Annotated in this window: 17 protein-coding genes; all 17 read left to right on the top strand. The window is 53.0% G+C overall.

All coding sequences use genetic code 11. The annotated features are described in order from the left end of the window. Positions 1–1,395 carry a UDP-N-acetylmuramoyl-L-alanine--D-glutamate ligase gene (gene murD, locus AC3G2T_RS10965; protein WP_488435458.1) on the top strand — a complete coding sequence of 465 codons (1,395 nt, stop codon included), beginning with the start codon at positions 1–3 and terminating at the stop codon, positions 1,393–1,395. A 59-nt stretch (positions 1,396–1,454) separates the two neighbouring features. Then, a complete protein-coding gene (spoVE, locus tag AC3G2T_RS10960) occupies positions 1,455–2,552 on the top strand; it encodes a stage V sporulation protein E (protein ID WP_488435457.1) in 1,098 nt (365 codons plus the stop codon). Positions 2,553–2,558: 6 nt separating this feature from the next. Beyond that, entirely contained in the window at positions 2,559–3,629 is a 1,071-nt protein-coding gene (gene murG, locus AC3G2T_RS10955) for an undecaprenyldiphospho-muramoylpentapeptide beta-N-acetylglucosaminyltransferase (RefSeq protein WP_474684434.1), read from the top strand. Positions 3,630–3,813: 184 nt separating this feature from the next. Then, a complete protein-coding gene (gene murB / locus AC3G2T_RS10950) occupies positions 3,814–4,719 on the top strand; it encodes a UDP-N-acetylmuramate dehydrogenase (RefSeq protein ID WP_488435456.1) in 906 nt (301 codons plus the stop codon). Positions 4,720–4,734: 15 nt separating this feature from the next. Continuing rightward, complete coding sequence (murA, locus tag AC3G2T_RS10945; protein WP_474684432.1) at positions 4,735–6,003, top strand: UDP-N-acetylglucosamine 1-carboxyvinyltransferase; 1,269 nt, start codon at positions 4,735–4,737, stop codon at positions 6,001–6,003. Between the two features lie 239 nt (positions 6,004–6,242). Then, the gene (locus tag AC3G2T_RS10940; protein WP_474684513.1) at positions 6,243–7,181 is read left to right on the top strand and encodes a cell division protein FtsQ/DivIB; all 939 of its coding nucleotides are present in this window, start codon (positions 6,243–6,245) and stop codon (positions 7,179–7,181) included. 261 nt (positions 7,182–7,442) lie between these two features. Next, on the top strand, positions 7,443–8,705 hold the full coding sequence (gene ftsA, locus AC3G2T_RS10935) for a cell division protein FtsA (protein WP_474684431.1): 1,263 nt from the start codon (positions 7,443–7,445) through the stop codon (positions 8,703–8,705). 39 nt (positions 8,706–8,744) lie between these two features. After that, positions 8,745–9,863, top strand: a complete 1,119-nt coding sequence (gene ftsZ / locus AC3G2T_RS10930) for a cell division protein FtsZ (RefSeq protein ID WP_474684430.1) — start codon at positions 8,745–8,747, stop codon at positions 9,861–9,863. Between the two features lie 241 nt (positions 9,864–10,104). Continuing rightward, positions 10,105–11,025, top strand: coding sequence for a sigma-E processing peptidase SpoIIGA (gene spoIIGA / locus AC3G2T_RS10925; RefSeq protein WP_488435455.1), 921 nt, complete (start codon positions 10,105–10,107; stop codon positions 11,023–11,025). Positions 11,026–11,197: 172 nt separating this feature from the next. Then, positions 11,198–11,920 (top strand): RNA polymerase sporulation sigma factor SigE, encoded by a 723-nt coding sequence (gene sigE / locus AC3G2T_RS10920; protein ID WP_474684428.1) that lies wholly within the window; start codon positions 11,198–11,200, stop codon positions 11,918–11,920. A 195-nt stretch (positions 11,921–12,115) separates the two neighbouring features. Further along, positions 12,116–12,898 carry an RNA polymerase sporulation sigma factor SigG gene (sigG, locus tag AC3G2T_RS10915; protein ID WP_488435454.1) on the top strand — a complete coding sequence of 261 codons (783 nt, stop codon included), beginning with the start codon at positions 12,116–12,118 and terminating at the stop codon, positions 12,896–12,898. Between the two features lie 132 nt (positions 12,899–13,030). After that, positions 13,031–13,330, top strand: coding sequence for a YlmC/YmxH family sporulation protein (locus AC3G2T_RS10910; RefSeq protein ID WP_488435453.1), 300 nt, complete (start codon positions 13,031–13,033; stop codon positions 13,328–13,330). A gap of 113 nt (positions 13,331–13,443) precedes the next feature. After that, a complete protein-coding gene (pgeF, locus tag AC3G2T_RS10905) occupies positions 13,444–14,313 on the top strand; it encodes a peptidoglycan editing factor PgeF (protein WP_488435452.1) in 870 nt (289 codons plus the stop codon). A 26-nt stretch (positions 14,314–14,339) separates the two neighbouring features. Beyond that, a complete protein-coding gene (locus tag AC3G2T_RS10900) occupies positions 14,340–15,044 on the top strand; it encodes a YggS family pyridoxal phosphate-dependent enzyme (protein ID WP_474684424.1) in 705 nt (234 codons plus the stop codon). A gap of 17 nt (positions 15,045–15,061) precedes the next feature. Further along, positions 15,062–15,484 carry a cell division protein SepF gene (locus tag AC3G2T_RS10895; protein WP_474684423.1) on the top strand — a complete coding sequence of 141 codons (423 nt, stop codon included), beginning with the start codon at positions 15,062–15,064 and terminating at the stop codon, positions 15,482–15,484. Positions 15,485–15,516: 32 nt separating this feature from the next. Next, positions 15,517–15,792, top strand: coding sequence for a YggT family protein (locus AC3G2T_RS10890; protein WP_488435451.1), 276 nt, complete (start codon positions 15,517–15,519; stop codon positions 15,790–15,792). A 2-nt stretch (positions 15,793–15,794) separates the two neighbouring features. Further along, positions 15,795–16,577: a YlmH family RNA-binding protein gene (locus AC3G2T_RS10885; protein WP_488435450.1), complete on the top strand. Its 783-nt coding sequence runs from the start codon at positions 15,795–15,797 to the stop codon at positions 16,575–16,577. Positions 16,578–16,626 lie beyond the last annotated feature (49 nt).

Raw genomic sequence — 16,626 nt, 5'->3', positions numbered from 1 at the left:
ATGAAGCATCCGCGGGAATATCGTGGACTTGAAGTCGTTATTTTGGGCTTGGCTCGCAGCGGAGTCGCTGCGGCTAAGCTTTTTCATCACTTTGGAGCCATCGTCCAAGTGAACGATAAAAAGGAGCGCAGCGCATGCCCTGAAGCCGATGAATTGGAGGCTCTGGGTATTTCTGTTGTATGCGGGCATCATCCGGACTCGCTCGTCCATAAGGGCGTGGCGCTCGTAGTGAAAAATCCGGGCATTCCGTATACCGTGGCGCCGGTCCGCATAGCCGGGGAGCTGGGCATCGAGGTCGTGACCGAGGTCGAGGTCGCCTATCATATTTCTCAAGCGCCGATCATCGGCATTACGGGCTCGAACGGCAAGACGACGACGACGACCCTGATCGGCCAAATGCTGGACGCAGGCGGTCTTTCGCCGGTGGTGGCGGGCAATATCGGCCGCGCTTTGACCGAGGCTGCGCCGGAAGTGACCGGGTCCGACTGGCTCGTTGTGGAGCTGAGCAGCTTCCAGTTAAAGGGAACCGTCGATTTCAGACCGAAAATCGCCCTTCTGCTCAACGTATATGAAACCCATTTGGACTACCATGGCTCGATGGACGACTATATCGCGTCCAAAGCGAAGCTTTTTGCCAATCAGACGGTTCAGGATACGGCTATTGTGAACTGGGACGATCCGGTGTGCCGGTCGCTGGTTCCGGGTCTGAAGGCGAAGCTGCTGCCTTTTTCGATGAAAGAAGCGCTCGCATTCGGCGTCTATTTGGACGCACGCACGGATACGATCGTATATTCGGATGGGGAAGGCGTCATACATACGATTCTGCCGGCCAAAGAAATGGGCATTCCGGGAAGCTACAACGTGGAAAACGCGCTGGCTGCGGCCGCTGCGGCGATTACGGCGGGCGTGAAGCCGGAAGCGATTGCGGATGTGCTCAGAAGCTTCAGGGGCGTCGAGCACCGGCTTGAGTTTGTGCGCGAGCTGAACGGCGTCACCTTTTACAACAATTCGAAAGCGACGAACTCGGCGGCTTCGATCAAATCGATCGAGGCGTTCGACCGGGGGGTTGTGCTGATCGCCGGCGGGCTGGACCGCGGCTCGGATTACATGGAGCTGCTGCCGGTTTTCCGCGAACGGGTGAAAGGCCTCGTCACGTTGGGGCAGACGAAGGAGAAAATTAACCGCATCGCCGAGCTGGCAGGGATTAGCCGGGTCAAAAGCGTCGATACTGCTAAAGATGCAGCGGACGCGGTATCCCAGGCGGTACGGCTTGCTTCGCAAATGAGCGAAGCGGGCGACATCGTGCTGCTTTCGCCGGCTTGTGCCAGCTGGGACATGTTTCCATCCTATGAGGACAGGGGACGCATGTTTAAGGAGTCCGTGCATAACCTTTAAGTAGGGCCTATCCATATTCGGCGGATAAGCCCACTACACTTGCGTAAGAGGTGTTTGGTATGGGCAAAGCACGGTCCGCTCCGGATATATGGATTATTATTCCTACCTTGTTGTTATTGACAATCGGCGTTATTATGGTGTACAGTGCCAGTGCGGTTCTTGCTTACCGGGAATTCGGAGACTCGCTGTATTATTTGAAAAGGCAGCTCTTGTTCGCCGTTCTCGGCATTGCCGCCATGTTTTTTACGATGAATGTGGATTACTTGGTTTGGAAAAATTATGCCCGCATCGCGCTGCTCGTCTGTTTCGGCCTGCTCCTCATCGTGCTGATCCCGGGAATCGGGGTTGTCCGGGGGGGCGCCAGAAGCTGGCTCGGCATCGGCGCATTCGGCATTCAGCCTTCCGAATTTATGAAGATCGGCATGATTCTCTTTTTGTCCAAAATGCTCTCGGATCAGCAGTCGAAAATCACGCTGTTTACGAAAGGGCTTTTGCCGCCGCTCGGCATTATGGGACTTGCTTTCGGACTGATCATGCTCCAGCCGGACTTGGGGACGGGAGTCGTCCTCGTCGGCGCTTCTCTGCTGATCATTTACACGTCCGGAGCCAGACTGCTGCACTTATCCTACCTGGGCATGGTCGGAGTGGCCGGCTTTGTCGGGCTCGTCATTGCGGCGCCGTACCGCCTGAAGCGAATTACCGCGTTCCTTGACCCTTGGCAGGATCCGCTCGGGGCCGGCTACCAGTCGATTCAATCGCTGTATGCGATCGGGCCCGGGGGCCTGGTCGGACTGGGACTCGGCATGAGCCGGCAAAAATACAGCTATTTGCCCGAGCCTCAAACGGATTTCATCTTCTCGATTATTGCGGAAGAACTGGGCTTTATCGGCGGCACGCTCGTCCTGCTGCTGTTCACGATATTGGTGTGGAGAGGGATGAGGACGGCGCTAACCGCGCCAGACACCTTTGCCAGTCTGATCGCTGTCGGCATTATCGGCATGATCGCCGTGCAGGTGATTATCAATATCGGAGTTGTCATCGGCATGTTTCCGGTCACCGGCATTACGCTGCCGCTGATCAGCGCCGGAGGCTCCTCCCTGACGCTGATGTTGACTTCGATCGGCATTTTGCTGAACATATCCCGCTATTCGAGGTGAATGACCATGAAAACGATCGTCTTTACCGGAGGCGGCTCGGCCGGGCACGTCACGCCTAACATTGCGCTGATGACCAAGCTCAAGCGGTTAGGCTGGGAGATCCGCTACATCGGATCGGCGACCGGCATCGAGAAGGATATCATCGAAAAGGAAGGCATTCCTTTTTATCCGATTTCCTCCGGAAAGCTTCGCAGATATTTTGACTTGAAAAACTTGAAAGATCCTTTTAAAGTCGTGAAGGGCGTATACGAGTCTTATAGACTGCTGCGCCGCCTCAAGCCCGCCATCGTCTTTTCGAAGGGCGGGTTCGTTTCCGTCCCCGTCGTTTTCGGCAGCAAGATGAACCGGATTCCTGTCATTATTCATGAGTCGGACATAACGCCGGGTTTGGCGAACAAGCTTTCGATTCCTTTTGCGACCAAAGTTTGCGTAACGTTCCCCGAGTCGCTGAAGCATGTGCGGGAACCCAAAGCGGTGCTGACCGGCCTGCCGATCCGCGATCAGATCAGCGGCGGCAAAGCTTCCCGGGGATACCATCTGTGCGATTTCCACAGCGGCAAGCCTGTCGTGCTGGTCATGGGCGGAAGCTTGGGCTCGCAAGCGATCAATCATGCGGTCAGGGAGAGTTTGCCCCGGCTGCTGGAACATTTTCAAATCGTGCATATTTGCGGGAAAGGCCATATAGCCCCTGACCTCGCGGGCCGGAGAGGCTACAAGCAGTTCGAGTACATTTCGGAGGATTTGCCGGATGTGATGGCGATGTCGGAGCTTGTCATTTCCCGCGCGGGCGCTACTTCGATCTATGAGTTTTTAATATTGGAAAAACCGATGCTGCTCATTCCGCTGACGCTTCAGGCAAGCCGGGGAGATCAACTCCTCAATGCGCAATCGTTCCAAAAAGCCGGCTATGCCGACGTGCTGTTCGAGGAGCAGCTTTCTGCGGACTCGCTCGCAGAGCGGGTCGAATCGCTGTACGCGAAGCGCGACGATTACAAGGCTGCGATGAAATCCCGCCAGGAGACCGATGCGGTCCAGGCGATCGTCCGGCTGATTGAAACTTACAGTTTACCCTCATAACTTTGACGGATTATGAATAGGCGATTGTCACACTCTCTTTCGATTTTACATAAACTACACTATAACCGTGACAGAAACCAAACGGCTTTATACAGCGCGACGCTCCGGAAACCGGCCATTTTCGGCCCGCTTGTATATTTGGAATCTTACAATTCCGCCCTGCGTTCTGTGAAGGAGGTTTCCCATGCAGCAGTTAATTTCGGCTTTGCAAGCAGCAGGCATTCATGACATTCGAACGAATGAACGTTTGGCCCCCTATACGACTTGGAAAATAGGAGGACCTGCCGACGTGCTGGTCATTCCCCGCAGTATCGATCAGATTGCCGCCGCCATACGGACCTTGCACGACAGCGGCATCCCGTGGACGGTCATCGGACGCGGTTCGAATCTGCTGGTGAGGGATAAAGGCATCAGAGGGGTCGTCATCAAGCTGGGCAGCGAGCTGGAAACGCTCCGTTTCGAGGGCGTTACCGCATACGCCGGCGCCTCGTATTCGTTCATCAAGCTATCGATTCTGGCTGCCAAAGAAGGGTTAACCGGGCTTGAGTTCGCGGGAGGAATTCCCGGCACTGTGGGAGGCGCCGTCTATATGAATGCAGGGGCCCATGGATCTGATGTGTCACGCATACTCAAGAAGGCTGATGTGATTCTGGATACAGGGGAATTGGTAACGATGCAGGCGGAGGATTTGCAGTATGCGTATCGGCATTCGATTCTGCATACGCTGCCCGGCATCGTAACGGAAGCTGTCTTCGAGCTGCAGGCCGGAGACCGCAAGGAGATTGCCGGCGCCATGGCGGCGTACCGGGATCGCCGGCTTCGCACTCAACCGCTTCAATTGGCTTGCGCAGGCAGTGTTTTCCGCAATCCGCCAGTGGGCTTTGCGGCCAAACTGATCGAAGAGGCCGGCCTGAAAGGCAAGAGGGTCGGCGGAGCGGAAGTGTCCGCTCTGCATGCCAATTTCATTGTCAATACCGGGAACGCAACAGCCGAGGATGTTCTCGCCCTTATACAGGAGGTGCAGCGGGACGTACTGAACAAGTACGGAGTATCGCTTGTGCCGGAAGTTTTGGTGGTGGGCGAGAGGTAAATCGGAGGTGGAACTTTGGAGAAGCTCGTTATCGAAGGTGGAAAACCTCTCTCGGGAGCCATCCAGATACACGGCGCTAAAAACGCCGCATTACCTATCTTAGCAGCCTGCATCTTAGCTAGCGGTACTCATACGTTGACGAATGTTCCCAATTTGCTGGATATCGATACGATGCTGCGGATTCTCCGCGCCCTGGGTTGCCGGGCCGAGCAGCAGGACGATACCGTAACCGTTCTTACATCCACAGCTCATTCCTCCCATATCCCTGAAGAATTGATGGGGCAAATGCGCTCCTCCATCTTTTTGATGGGTCCGCTACTAGCCAGATTCGGCAGCGTGACCGTGTACCAGCCCGGAGGCTGCGCCATCGGCGAACGCAAGATCGACTTGCATCTGAAAGGTCTGCAAGCGCTTGGAGCCCGAATTGAAGAGTCCGCCAACAAAATCGTATGCACCGCCGGCTCGCTGCAGGGAAGCGAGATCGTTCTTGACTTCCCGAGCGTAGGCGCCACGGAAAATATTATGATGGCTGCCGTGCTGGCCGAAGGCACTACAACGATTTACAATGCGGCCAGAGAACCGGAAATCCAGGATTTGCAAAATTTTCTGAACACGATGGGCGCCGATATTATCGGGGCGGGCACCGACACGATTACGATTCGCGGAGTCAAGACGCTTGAGCCCTGCACGTACCGCATTATCCCGGACCGCATCGTGGCCGGCACGTTTCTGGTCGCTGCGGCCGCTACAAGGGGAAGCGTCACCCTGGAAAGGGTGAACCCCGCCCATCTGACCTCCGCGATTCACGTCCTGAAGCGCGCAGGTATCCAAATCGCAATTGACGGTGATATAATACATGTGAGCTGTCCTGCGAGGCCGAAAGCCGTAGAACGGATCGTCACCTCGCCGTATCCCGCATTTCCGACCGACCTGCAATCCCAGGTCATGGTTTTGCTCTCTTTGGGCGACGGACTCAGCGTCATGAAAGAAACGATTTTTGAAGGCAGATTCAAGCACGTAGACGAACTGTCCCGCATGGGGGCGGATATACGTGTCGATCTGAGCTCGGCCTTTATCCGAGGCGTTCCGAGGCTTTACGGAGCGACGGTCGAGGCCACGGATTTGCGCGCCGGCGCCGCTCTTGTCATTGCCGGTCTGGCTGCGCACGGCACGACGATCGTTGAGCAAATTCATCATATTGATAGAGGTTATGATAGAATTGAGGTTATGCTGACCAGATTGGGTGCCTCCGTGCACCGCCAATCCCCGGTTCCGAGCGAGTAAGCACGTCCAGGCTCTGGCTGCTCCCTTCCTGCCCGCAGGAGGGGGCGGACGGTTTGCTGCGGCCGGCTGCTCGCGTACCGGTGCGGCGCATATCTCCATACTGCAAAAACGAGCCAGCTGCAGTTTGCGTTACTGGCCGATTCAACTGCTCTCCATTCCGCTAACGCGTTTGTCCGGGGGCGGAAATCTTTGGCGCTTTCTATCAAGGAGAAGGAGAGGGCGGTAATTAATAATAGGTGGTGCCCATCTTGCCCGAAGACCGCAAAGTACCCGCCATACCCAATCCGAAGCCGCGCTCGCGTTCGAACCGGAAGCTGCTGGGCTTCTTGTTCTTTTTTTTCATCACCGTGCTGGTGATCCTCTTTTTCCAATCTTCCTTAAGCCGAATCAGCGAAATACAAATCGAAGGCAATGAGCTGATTTCCGCCGATGCGATCGGACAAGCCGCCCAGGTTGCCGCCGGCGATCATTTTTTTGCCGTCAGCTCGGGGGCGATTGAAAGCCGCGTAGCGAAGCTGCCCATCGTCAAGGCGGTCGAGGTTACGAAACATTTTCCCGGCGTTATTCACATTCAGGTGCAGGAGCATCCCAAAGTAGCGTTCCAAATCGCAGCCGACGGCCGCAAGCAGGCTGTGCTCGCCGACGGTGCTGTCGTCGCTTTGGCCGACGGTAATTTTCCGCTGGACAAGCCGATTCTGACGGGATGGTCGGACTCCGATCCGAACAAAATCGCGCTTTGCAAAGCGCTCGGCAGCATTCCCGCCGCTTCCCTGTCCGACATTTCGGAAATCAAACCGGACCCTTCAGATTCATACCCGGATAAGATCAAGCTGTATACCCGGTCCCAGTTCGAGGTGTATACGACGATCGCCTACTTGCCCGCGAAAATTGACAAACTGCCGGCTTATATAGCAAGCTTAGGAGAAGATCATATTACGAATGGCATTATTAAAATGTTCGAGGTCGACAATCACGCTCCGTTCGATCCTTCCGACTCGTCCCCAAAAGACGCTGCCGGCCAGGACGGGGCAAAATCGGGAAGCAATGCGGATTCCGCTGCGGATTCGAAAAAGGATGTGAAAAAAGATGCGGATAAGTCTGACGCCAAATCCGTTCCCAAAAATACGCCCAAACCGAGTCCCAAACCGACGACGAAAGATACGGCCCGGCCATCGTGACAAAAAAACGCAAATAGACTACTCAATCCATTGAAATAATGTTAAAATTAGTTTTATGGTTACTTTTTTCAATATTCTTTCAAACTAGCAACTTTTCGTGGAAACGATTGCCAATGCGTAAGCAATAATGCAATTTGAGACTTGAACTTGCAGCAAAAAAAGCGTAAAAAAAAGAGGGAATATGGCTACGGTGTGGAATAAGTACAAATGCACGCGTGAAGAACGCTCATTATTACCCAAGTTACAGGAGGTGCCAAGGGATTGAGCAACAATGACATCATTGTTAGTTTGGACATCGGTACATCCAAGGTTCGTGCTATTATTGGGGAAGTCGTGAACGGAACCATTAATATAATAGGTGTGGGATCTGCCGATTCGGAAGGTATTCGTAAAGGCGCTATCGTCGACATCGATCAAACCGTCAACTCGATTCGCAGTGCGGTAGATCATGCCGAGCGCATGGTAGGTGTACAAATATCCGAAGTTTATGTTGGAATTTCCGGCAACCATATCGCTCTTCAATCGAGCCATGGCGTCGTCGCCGTTTCGAATGAGGACCGGGAGATCGGAGATGAAGACATTGATCGGGTCATTCAGGCAGCCAGAGTTATCGCACTACCTCCCGAGCGTGAAATCATTGGAGTCGTACCCAAGCAGTATTTAGTCGATGGGCAGGAGGGAATTAATGATCCCCGCGGTATGATCGGAGTCCGGTTGGAAGTGGAAGCGACGATCATTACCGGAGCGAAGACCGGGATACATAATTTGCTTCGCGTCGTTGAAAAATCCGAATTAAAAGTGGCCGGTCTCATTTTGATGTCGCTGGCTTCCGGTCAGCTCGCTTTATCCAAAGACGAGAAAGCGATCGGAACCGTGCTTGTAGACGTCGGAGCGGGATCGACGACGATCGCCGTTTTCGAACAAGGAAATTTGCTTGCGACTTCCACGATTCCGATCGGCGGCGAATTCATTAGCAACGACATTGCCATCGGGCTTCGAACGCAGCTGGAAATTGCCGAGAAAATCAAGTTGAAATACGGCTGCGCGTCCATAGACGATTCTGCGCCGGATCAACTATTCAAAGTTGCGAGAATCGGAAGCAACATCGAAAAAGAATTTTCACAGGTCGATCTCGCGAATATTATTGAGCCTCGCGTACAAGAAATTTTCCATCTCATTCGCGCGGAAGTGCATCGTTTGGGTTACGGCGAGTTGACCGGCGGGTACGTGCTGACCGGCGGAACCGTTTGTATGCCGGGCATGCTTGCCGTCGCGCAAGCCGAACTAGCAACATCCGTACGCATTGCTGTTCCCGATTTTATCGGCGTGCGGGATCCTTCCTTTACAAGCGGTGTTGGCATTATTCAATTCGTTTCCAAATATATGAGAACTCGCAGCACGGGCGGCTCAGGCTTCGCCAAGAAAATTGCCGCCAAGGCTCCGAGCAAAAAATCCTCCGGCACCACAACGACAAAACCCGGTTGGATGGAACGGGTAAAAAATTTTTTCAGCGAGTTCATTTAGCTTTGGCAGTGAAAGTATAGTTAGGAGGATATGGCTCACATGTTTGAATTTGATCTGGATATGGACCAGTTGGCTCAAATAAAAGTAATTGGAGTAGGCGGCGGCGGCAGCAACGCCGTGAACCGCATGATTGAGGGCGGCGTAAGAGGCGTCGAATTCATCACGGTAAATACGGATGCGCAAGCGCTCCATCATGCGCAGGCGGAGATTAAACTGCAAATCGGGGACAAGCTTACAAGAGGTCTCGGAGCGGGCGCCAATCCGGAAGTCGGCAAGAAAGCGGCTGAAGAGTCGAGAGAGATGATTTTAAACTCGCTGCGCGGCGCCGACATGGTGTTCGTTACAGCGGGAATGGGCGGCGGCACCGGAACGGGAGCCGCTCCGGTCATCGCCGAAATTGCCAAAGAAGTCGGTGCTTTGACCGTAGGCGTCGTTACGCGCCCGTTCACTTTTGAAGGCCGTAAGCGCTCTATGCAGGCCGAACAAGGGATTGCCGCTCTGAAAGAGAAAGTCGACACGTTAATTATTATCCCTAACGACAGGCTGCTTGAAATCGTAGACAAGAAGACTCCTATGCTTGAAGCGTTTCGTCAGGCTGACAACGTGCTTCGTCAAGGGGTACAGGGCATTTCCGACTTGATTGCGGTGCCGGGATTAATTAACTTGGACTTTGCAGACGTCAAGACGATTATGACCGAGCGCGGATCGGCCCTGATGGGCATCGGCGTGGCGACCGGCGAGAACCGCGCTGCCGAAGCAGCCAAAAAAGCGATTTCCAGCCCCTTGCTGGAAACTTCGATCGAAGGCGCTCGCGGCGTTCTGATGAATATTACCGGCGGCACAAGCCTGAGCTTGTATGAAGTCAACGAAGCTGCCGATATCGTCGCTTCCGCTTCCGACATCGAAGTGAACATGATTTTCGGTGCGGTTATTGACGAGCGGTACAAGGACGAAATTCTGGTAACGGTTATCGCCACAGGCTTCGATCATAAAGTTGTGCAGCCTCAACCGCAGGTCAAACGTCCTTCCGCAGGCCAATCCGAACCTGCCGGCGACAACCGTTTGAACAATCTGAGACCTTTCGGCACGCAGACTTCGAACGACCAGTTGGACATCCCGACATTCCTCCGCAATCGCGGGCGGAATACCGACAAATAAATACACATTGCTCACATAGTAACCGAAGCCCCGCCACATTGGGGCTTCGGTTTTTTGCCGTTTCCGGGCCTTTTGAGAGCCTTCGGCAAGCCGCAGCAATTGACAAAAAAAGTTGCGTCCGACTGGCAAGTTTAGACAGACTTTGAAATATGATTACTATATACTGGTCTGGAGCCTAAATAATAAGTTTTCGCCAGAAAACTTGCTCCGCAAGCGTCTTCCTTGGGGAGGTGAGCAAATCGTGGTCGTATATGCGGATCTCATATTCCTGCTGAACTTTCTGATGGACGCGGCTATGCTCGCAGTGACGGCGAAGACCCGGAAAATAAAGTTCAAATGGTGGAGAATCGCGCTTTCGGCCAGTATCGGCGCTTCGTATGTCGTGTTAATGTTCGTTCCGGAGCTTTCCATCCTATTTACATTTTCTGTGAAATGTATATTTTGTATCGGCATGATTATGACAGCTTTTGGATTCGGCAGCCTACAAAATTTTTTGCGAAACCTGGGAACGTTCCTGTTGGTTAACTTTTCTGTCGCCGGGGGCATATTCGGCATCCATTACGTGCTATCGTCCTCGTCGGATGTAATGGACGGCCTTTTGTTTACCCATGCCGGGGGCATGGCGTTCAAGCTGCAGATCGGCCTCGTATTCATCTTGATTGCCGCCGGTGTTATGTTCTGGTGGTTCAGAACCGTGTTTCTGAGCACTAAGCAGCGCGAGGAGTTCACGGCTTTTTTGGCGGAAGTAAGCATTTATGTGGATGATTTTACCGCTTCCTGCAGAGGTTTGATCGATACGGGCAACCAGCTCTACGATCCGTTGACGCGAACCCCTGTCATGGTCATGGAAGTGTCCGAGTGGGGGGAAGTGCTGCCGGAAGAATGGCTGCAGCGCATTCGTTCGGCTGACGTTGACCAAATCATCAGCGGCCTCGGGACGGAGGAATTTGCATGGCAGGACCGTTTGCGTCTTGTGCCTTACCGGGGCGTTAACCGCAATACGCAGTTTATGCTGGCCATCAAGCCCGATAAGGTGGTGATTACCTACAATGACAAGCAAATCGAGGCCTCCAAAGTGCTGATCGGTTTGGATGGAGGCAAGCTTTGCAGCGACGGATCGTATCAGGCGATCATACATCCCACCTTGGTTGCCGCGGGATAACGCTTTCAATTGCCGTTCGACCGGGGAAAAAGAGCCCGGCACATGCTTACGAAGTCAGTTTTGCTAGTGCAAAACTCAGCCTATGCTTACGAAGTTAGTTTTCCTACGGAAAACTCAGCGAATGCTTACGAAGTCAGTTTTGCTTACGCAAAACTCTTAGGAGGAAACCAACATGCTCTTGAAGTGGAAATTGCTCTTGCAAATTTTTTATTACAAAATATTGATGAAGCTCGGGCTCAAAGGCGAGGAAATCTATTACATAGGCGGAAGCGAGGCGCTGCCGCCGCCGCTTACGAGAGAAGAAGAAGAATATTTATTGGAAAAGTTACCATCGGGGGATGCGGCTATACGTGCTATGCTGATCGAGCGCAACCTGCGTTTGGTTGTCTATATAGCAAGAAAGTTTGAAAACACCGGCATCAACATTGAGGACCTGGTTTCCATAGGCGCGATTGGGCTTATCAAAGCGGTGAATACGTTCGATCCGGAGAAGAAGATCAAGCTGGCCACCTATGCTTCCCGCTGCATCGAGAATGAAATTTTGATGTACTTGCGCAGGAACAGCAAAATCCGCACCGAAGTTTCGTTCGACGAACCGCTGAATATCGATTGGGACGGCAATGAACTGCTGCTATCCGATGTGCTGGGGACGGAGAACGATACGATTTACCGCAACATCGAGGAGCAGGTGGACCGCAAGCTGCTGCATAAAGCGCTGGATAAGCTGACGGAACGCGAGCGCATTATTATGGAGCTGCGCTTCGGCCTTCAGGACGGCGAGGAAAAAACACAGAAGGATGTCGCGGATCTGCTTGGCATCTCCCAATCTTACATCTCCCGGCTGGAAAAACGAATTATTAAAAGGCTGCGCAAAGAATTTAATAAAATGGTTTAGCGAAGAGGGGCCGGCGCCTCTCTTTTTGCTTTGAAAAAAAATTTTCGCTTCCCGAATCGAAAATAATGCAGGACTAACGCGAGGGAGCAAGTTCAAACCCTTTTGTCAAGTAGGTCCGGGCGGATTTTAAGGCGAATAAATCAATCGCTCGCGGGGATAATTAACATTAATGTTTCTCCTTGGGAGGTAATCACGGTGACCCGAAATAAAGTCGAGATATGTGGTGTTGATACCGCCAAACTGCCTGTTCTGACCAATGCGGAAATGCGGGAGCTATTCGCTGAGCTGCAAACGAAACAGGAGCGGACTGCAAGAGAGAAATTAGTGAACGGGAACCTTAGACTGGTTCTCAGCGTGATTCAGCGATTTAACAATCGGGGAGAGTTTGTGGACGACCTTTTTCAGGTGGGGTGCATCGGCTTGATGAAGGCTATCGATAACTTCGACTTGAGCCAGAACGTCAAATTTTCCACGTATGCCGTGCCAATGATCATTGGCGAGATCCGCCGCTACCTGCGCGATAATAACCCGATCCGCGTTTCGCGGTCTTTGAGGGATATTGCCTATAAAGCTTTGCAGGTGAGAGACAGTCTGACGAATCAAAACTCGCGGGAGCCGACGATATACGAAATTTCCGAGGCGCTGAACGTTCCGAAAGAAGATGTCGTCTTCGCGCTTGACGCGATCCAGGACCCGGTCTCGCTGTTCGAGCCGATTTACCATGACGGAGGAGACCCAATCTACGTGATGGACCAAATCAGCGACGAGCGCAACAAGGATATGTCCTGGATCGAGGGCATTGCCTTGCGGGAAGCGATGCGGAAGCTGAACGACAGGGAAAAAATGATTTTGTCCATGCGGTTTTTCGAAGGGAAGACGCAAATGGAGGTGGCCGACGAAATCGGAATTTCGCAGGCGCAAGTTTCCAGGCTGGAGAAATCGGCCATTTCCCAGATGCAAAAACACGTCAAGACCTGAAATTTCATAAAGACCGGATCGGCTTAGACAGGCCGGTACGGTCTTTTTTTGATTGGCAGGACATTTTGCCCACACCCCACATATACTAGTACAAAGCCGGAAAAACTTCAGAAAATGCGAGGGTGTCGCCTCATGAAAATATCCGATTTTCAAACGAAGGACGTTATTAATATTGTCGACGGGAAAAAGCTGGGGCAAATCAGCGATTTGGAACTGGATTTGCGGCAGGGGCGCATCGAATCGATCGTCGTGCCGAACCAAAGCCGTTTTTTCGGCTTGTTCGGATCGGGTACCGATGTCATCATCCCGTGGAAACATATCGTGAAAATAGGAGCCGACGTCGTGCTGGTGAAGCTGGACGATACGCGGCCTTACCGGCAAAGCGACGAGAACGAGCAGATTTACGAGTACAATCAGCAATTTCGCGCGTGAAGTCAAGCACACGGGCAGGCAGTCCCGGATAGGGCAAGCCTGGCAAAGATCGTGTGTCTTTTCATTTTGTGCTAAAGTAGAGACAAAGATGCAATAAGGGAGAGGAACAGAGCGTGGAACCGTTTGTTAGTCGTGTTATAGAAGGAAAGCCGACGCTTTTTGCCCTGGAGAGCTGGATGCGGCAGTTTCCGGAGCTGACCGCCGGATTTACGTCGCGGCACGGAGGCGTAAGCGAAGCGCCCTACGGAACGCTGAACTGCGGGCTGCATGTCAATGATGCCGCAGAGCGGGTCGTTCAAAACCGCGAGCTCATCGCCGAAGCGGTAGGCCTGCCGTTCGCCCGCTTTACTTACGCCGAGCAGGTACACGGCTGCGAAGTGCAGGTCGTTGGAAGAGCCGATGCGGGCCGAGGGCGCTTGAGCCGGGAGGCGGCGATTCAAGCGCGGGACGCTTTCATTACGAATGAAGCGGGCATCGTCCTGTGCGCCCAATTTGCCGATTGCGTGCCGCTTTATTTTTACGATCCCGTTCAGCGGGTGGCAGGGCTTGCGCATGCAGGCTGGAAAGGGACCGTGTTAAAAATTGCCATGGCTACGATAACCTCAATGACAAATACTTTTGGTAGCAAGCCGGAGCACATCCGGGCCGCCATAGGACCGTCGATCGGCGTTTGCTGCTACGAAGTGGACGATACCGTCGCGAGCCGGGTGAAGGAAGTTTTGCTGGAGATACATGCTTCCGCAGCGGCTGCCGAACCTATTCTTCAAGAACGGGCAAACGGGAAATACATGCTCGATCTGCAAGGTTTGAACCGAATTTTGATACTTCAAGCAGGAATTTTGTCGTCCCATATCGAAGTAACTCAGTTGTGTACGAGTTGCAGCACCGATATGTTCTTTTCCCATCGAAAAGAAGGCGGTTCTACGGGAAGAATGATCGCTTGGATCGGAATGACCGAACCGGACCGGCAAGATTTCGCGTGATGCATGGAAACGAGGTGGCAGAATAGATGAGTTTACGGGGACAGATTGACGCGGTGGAGGCCCGAATTGCCGCTGCCTGCGAGCGTTCCGGCCGCCGGCGGCAAGAGGTTATGCTTATAGCTGTTACGAAATACGTCTCGCTCGAGACGGCCAGAGCGGTGCTGGACGAAGGCGTCCTGCACATCGGGGAGAACCGCTGGCAGGATGTGAAGCCGAAGTGGGAGGCGCTGCACGATCGCGGCACCTGGCATTTTATCGGACATTTGCAGACGAACAAGGTAAAAGATATCATCGGGAAGTTTGCTTACATTCATTCGCTTGACCGCCTTTCTCTTGCCAAGGAGCTGGACAAGCAGGCGGCGGCGTCAGGGTTGCAGGTTCAATGCCTCATTCAGGTCAACGTATCCGGTGAGGAAACCAAGTACGGTTTGAGACCTGAGGAGCTTTTCGACTTTGCCGCCGAAGTGAACAACCTGAAACATATACATATAGCAGGCCTGATGACAATGGCGCCTTACGAGCTGGAAGCCGAGGCGACAAGACCTGTTTTTCGCGGATTGAGAGAGCTGCGGGATCGTTTGAACGGACAAGGCATACTGCCTTATGCAGTCGAGCACTTGTCCATGGGGATGTCCGGAGATTTCGAGGTGGCGATAGAGGAAGGGGCGACCATGGTGCGCCTGGGGACAGTTTTGGTCAAAGAATCGGGTGAAACCGTACAACCAATATAGAGAAGGAGGTATTCCTTATGGGTGTAATGAACCGCTTTATGAATTTTCTCGGGCTGCAGGAGGAGGAAGAAGTCGTCGAACGCGAACGGATTGTGGAGCAGCCGGAAGAACCTGAAACCAATCCATACGAGATTCGTAGTAAAAATAAGGCCAACGTCGTCAGCATTCATTCGCAAAAAAATGCCCGCGTTGTGCTCAGCGAACCGCGCACGTACGATGAAACGCAGGATATCGCCGACCATCTTCGTTCCCGAAGAGCGGTCATCGTCAATCTGCAGCGGGTTCGATCGGATCAAGCCGTCCGTATAGTGGATTTCCTGAGCGGAACGGTATATGCTTTAAATGGGTCTATTTCCAAACTGGGGCCGAATATCTTCTTGTGCACGCCCGATTCGGTCGATATTCATGGACATATCTCCGAGATGATGAGTGAGGAGTAGACGCATATCCTGACATTGAGGTGACTGCGCAAGTGCTTTACCAAATTGATGTGATTTTAGGTTACTTAGAGCAAATTTATTACTTCATGATTATCGGCTACATCCTTCTTTCCTGGTTTCCGAACGCAAGGGAAAGCTTTATCGGAGAGCTGCTGGGCAAGCTCGTCGAGCCGTATTTACGGCCGTTCCGTAAAATTATTCCTTCGATCGGGTTCATCGATCTTTCGCCGATCGTCGCCTTGCTCGCCCTGCACTTTGTCGTTCTGGGCATTCGAACCATTATTTCTTTTATAGTTGGAGCGTTTTAACCTTGCAAAAAGAACTTTATTCGCACTTTCACCCGGACGAACACCACTTTGTTGACAAAGCGTGGGATTGGGTGCAGCGGTCCGCCGAGCAGCATGCCGTAAAACGGACGGATTTTCTGGACCCCAGGCAGGCTTTTATTTTGAGCACGCTGGCGAACCGGCATCCCGATGTGCACTGCCGTCTGGATGGCGGTTACACCGGGGCCGAACGGAAGCGGGCGATCATTGCCCCCGATTACCGGCCCGTGGACGATGAGGATATGGGAATCGCGGTTTTGGCCGTTTCGTCCGGCGACGGCAAGTTTTTGACATTGGAACATGGAGATTACATGGGCGCCATTCTTGGACTCGGCATGAAGCGGGACAAGATTGGCGATATTCATGTTATAGAGGGAGGCTGCCACTGCCTGGTCGCAGAGGAGGCCGCCGATTACTTGCATCTGCACTTATCCCAGGTGCACCGCGTGCATGTCCAGACGGAGCTGCTTCCGCTGGATAAACTGCAGATCGCCTCAGTGCAGCTGGACGAACTGAATCTGTCCGTCGCTTCGATGCGCATGGATGGAATCGTCAGCGACGTATTCCGCTTGAGCCGCGCCAAGGTGCTGATTCCGATCCAGGCCGGCCGCTGCCGCGTCAACTGGAAGGTCGAGGAAGATCCGAGCAAACAGCTGAAGGAGGGCGATATGGTGTCCCTTCAAGGCTTCGGACGGTTTAAGGTGCTTGAAGTGGAAGGGATTACAAAAAAAGGCAGAATGCGCGTGAAGATCGGCAAGTATGCCTGAAATTGGACACGATATATGCGGATTTGCAGGAATTTCTTATTTTATGTCG

The sequence above is a fragment of the Paenibacillus sp. sgz302191 genome (assembly GCF_057749925.1).
This window is presented reverse-complemented; position numbering and strand designations above follow the sequence as displayed.

What these genes read in the sequence shown, in the direction of transcription:
- spoVE (WP_488435457.1), top strand. Translation starts at nt 1,455, where the DNA reads ATGGGCAAAGCACGGTCCGCTCCGGATATATGGATTATTATTCCTACC.
- murD (WP_488435458.1), top strand. Translation starts at nt 1, where the DNA reads ATGAAGCATCCGCGGGAATATCGTGGACTTGAAGTCGTTATTTTGGGC.
- murB (WP_488435456.1), top strand. Translation starts at nt 3,814, where the DNA reads ATGCAGCAGTTAATTTCGGCTTTGCAAGCAGCAGGCATTCATGACATT.
- ftsZ (WP_474684430.1), top strand. Translation starts at nt 8,745, where the DNA reads ATGTTTGAATTTGATCTGGATATGGACCAGTTGGCTCAAATAAAAGTA.
- murG (WP_474684434.1), top strand. Translation starts at nt 2,559, where the DNA reads ATGAAAACGATCGTCTTTACCGGAGGCGGCTCGGCCGGGCACGTCACG.
- AC3G2T_RS10895 (WP_474684423.1), top strand. Translation starts at nt 15,062, where the DNA reads ATGGGTGTAATGAACCGCTTTATGAATTTTCTCGGGCTGCAGGAGGAG.
- sigE (WP_474684428.1), top strand. Translation starts at nt 11,198, where the DNA reads ATGCTCTTGAAGTGGAAATTGCTCTTGCAAATTTTTTATTACAAAATA.
- AC3G2T_RS10900 (WP_474684424.1), top strand. Translation starts at nt 14,340, where the DNA reads ATGAGTTTACGGGGACAGATTGACGCGGTGGAGGCCCGAATTGCCGCT.
- AC3G2T_RS10910 (WP_488435453.1), top strand. Translation starts at nt 13,031, where the DNA reads ATGAAAATATCCGATTTTCAAACGAAGGACGTTATTAATATTGTCGAC.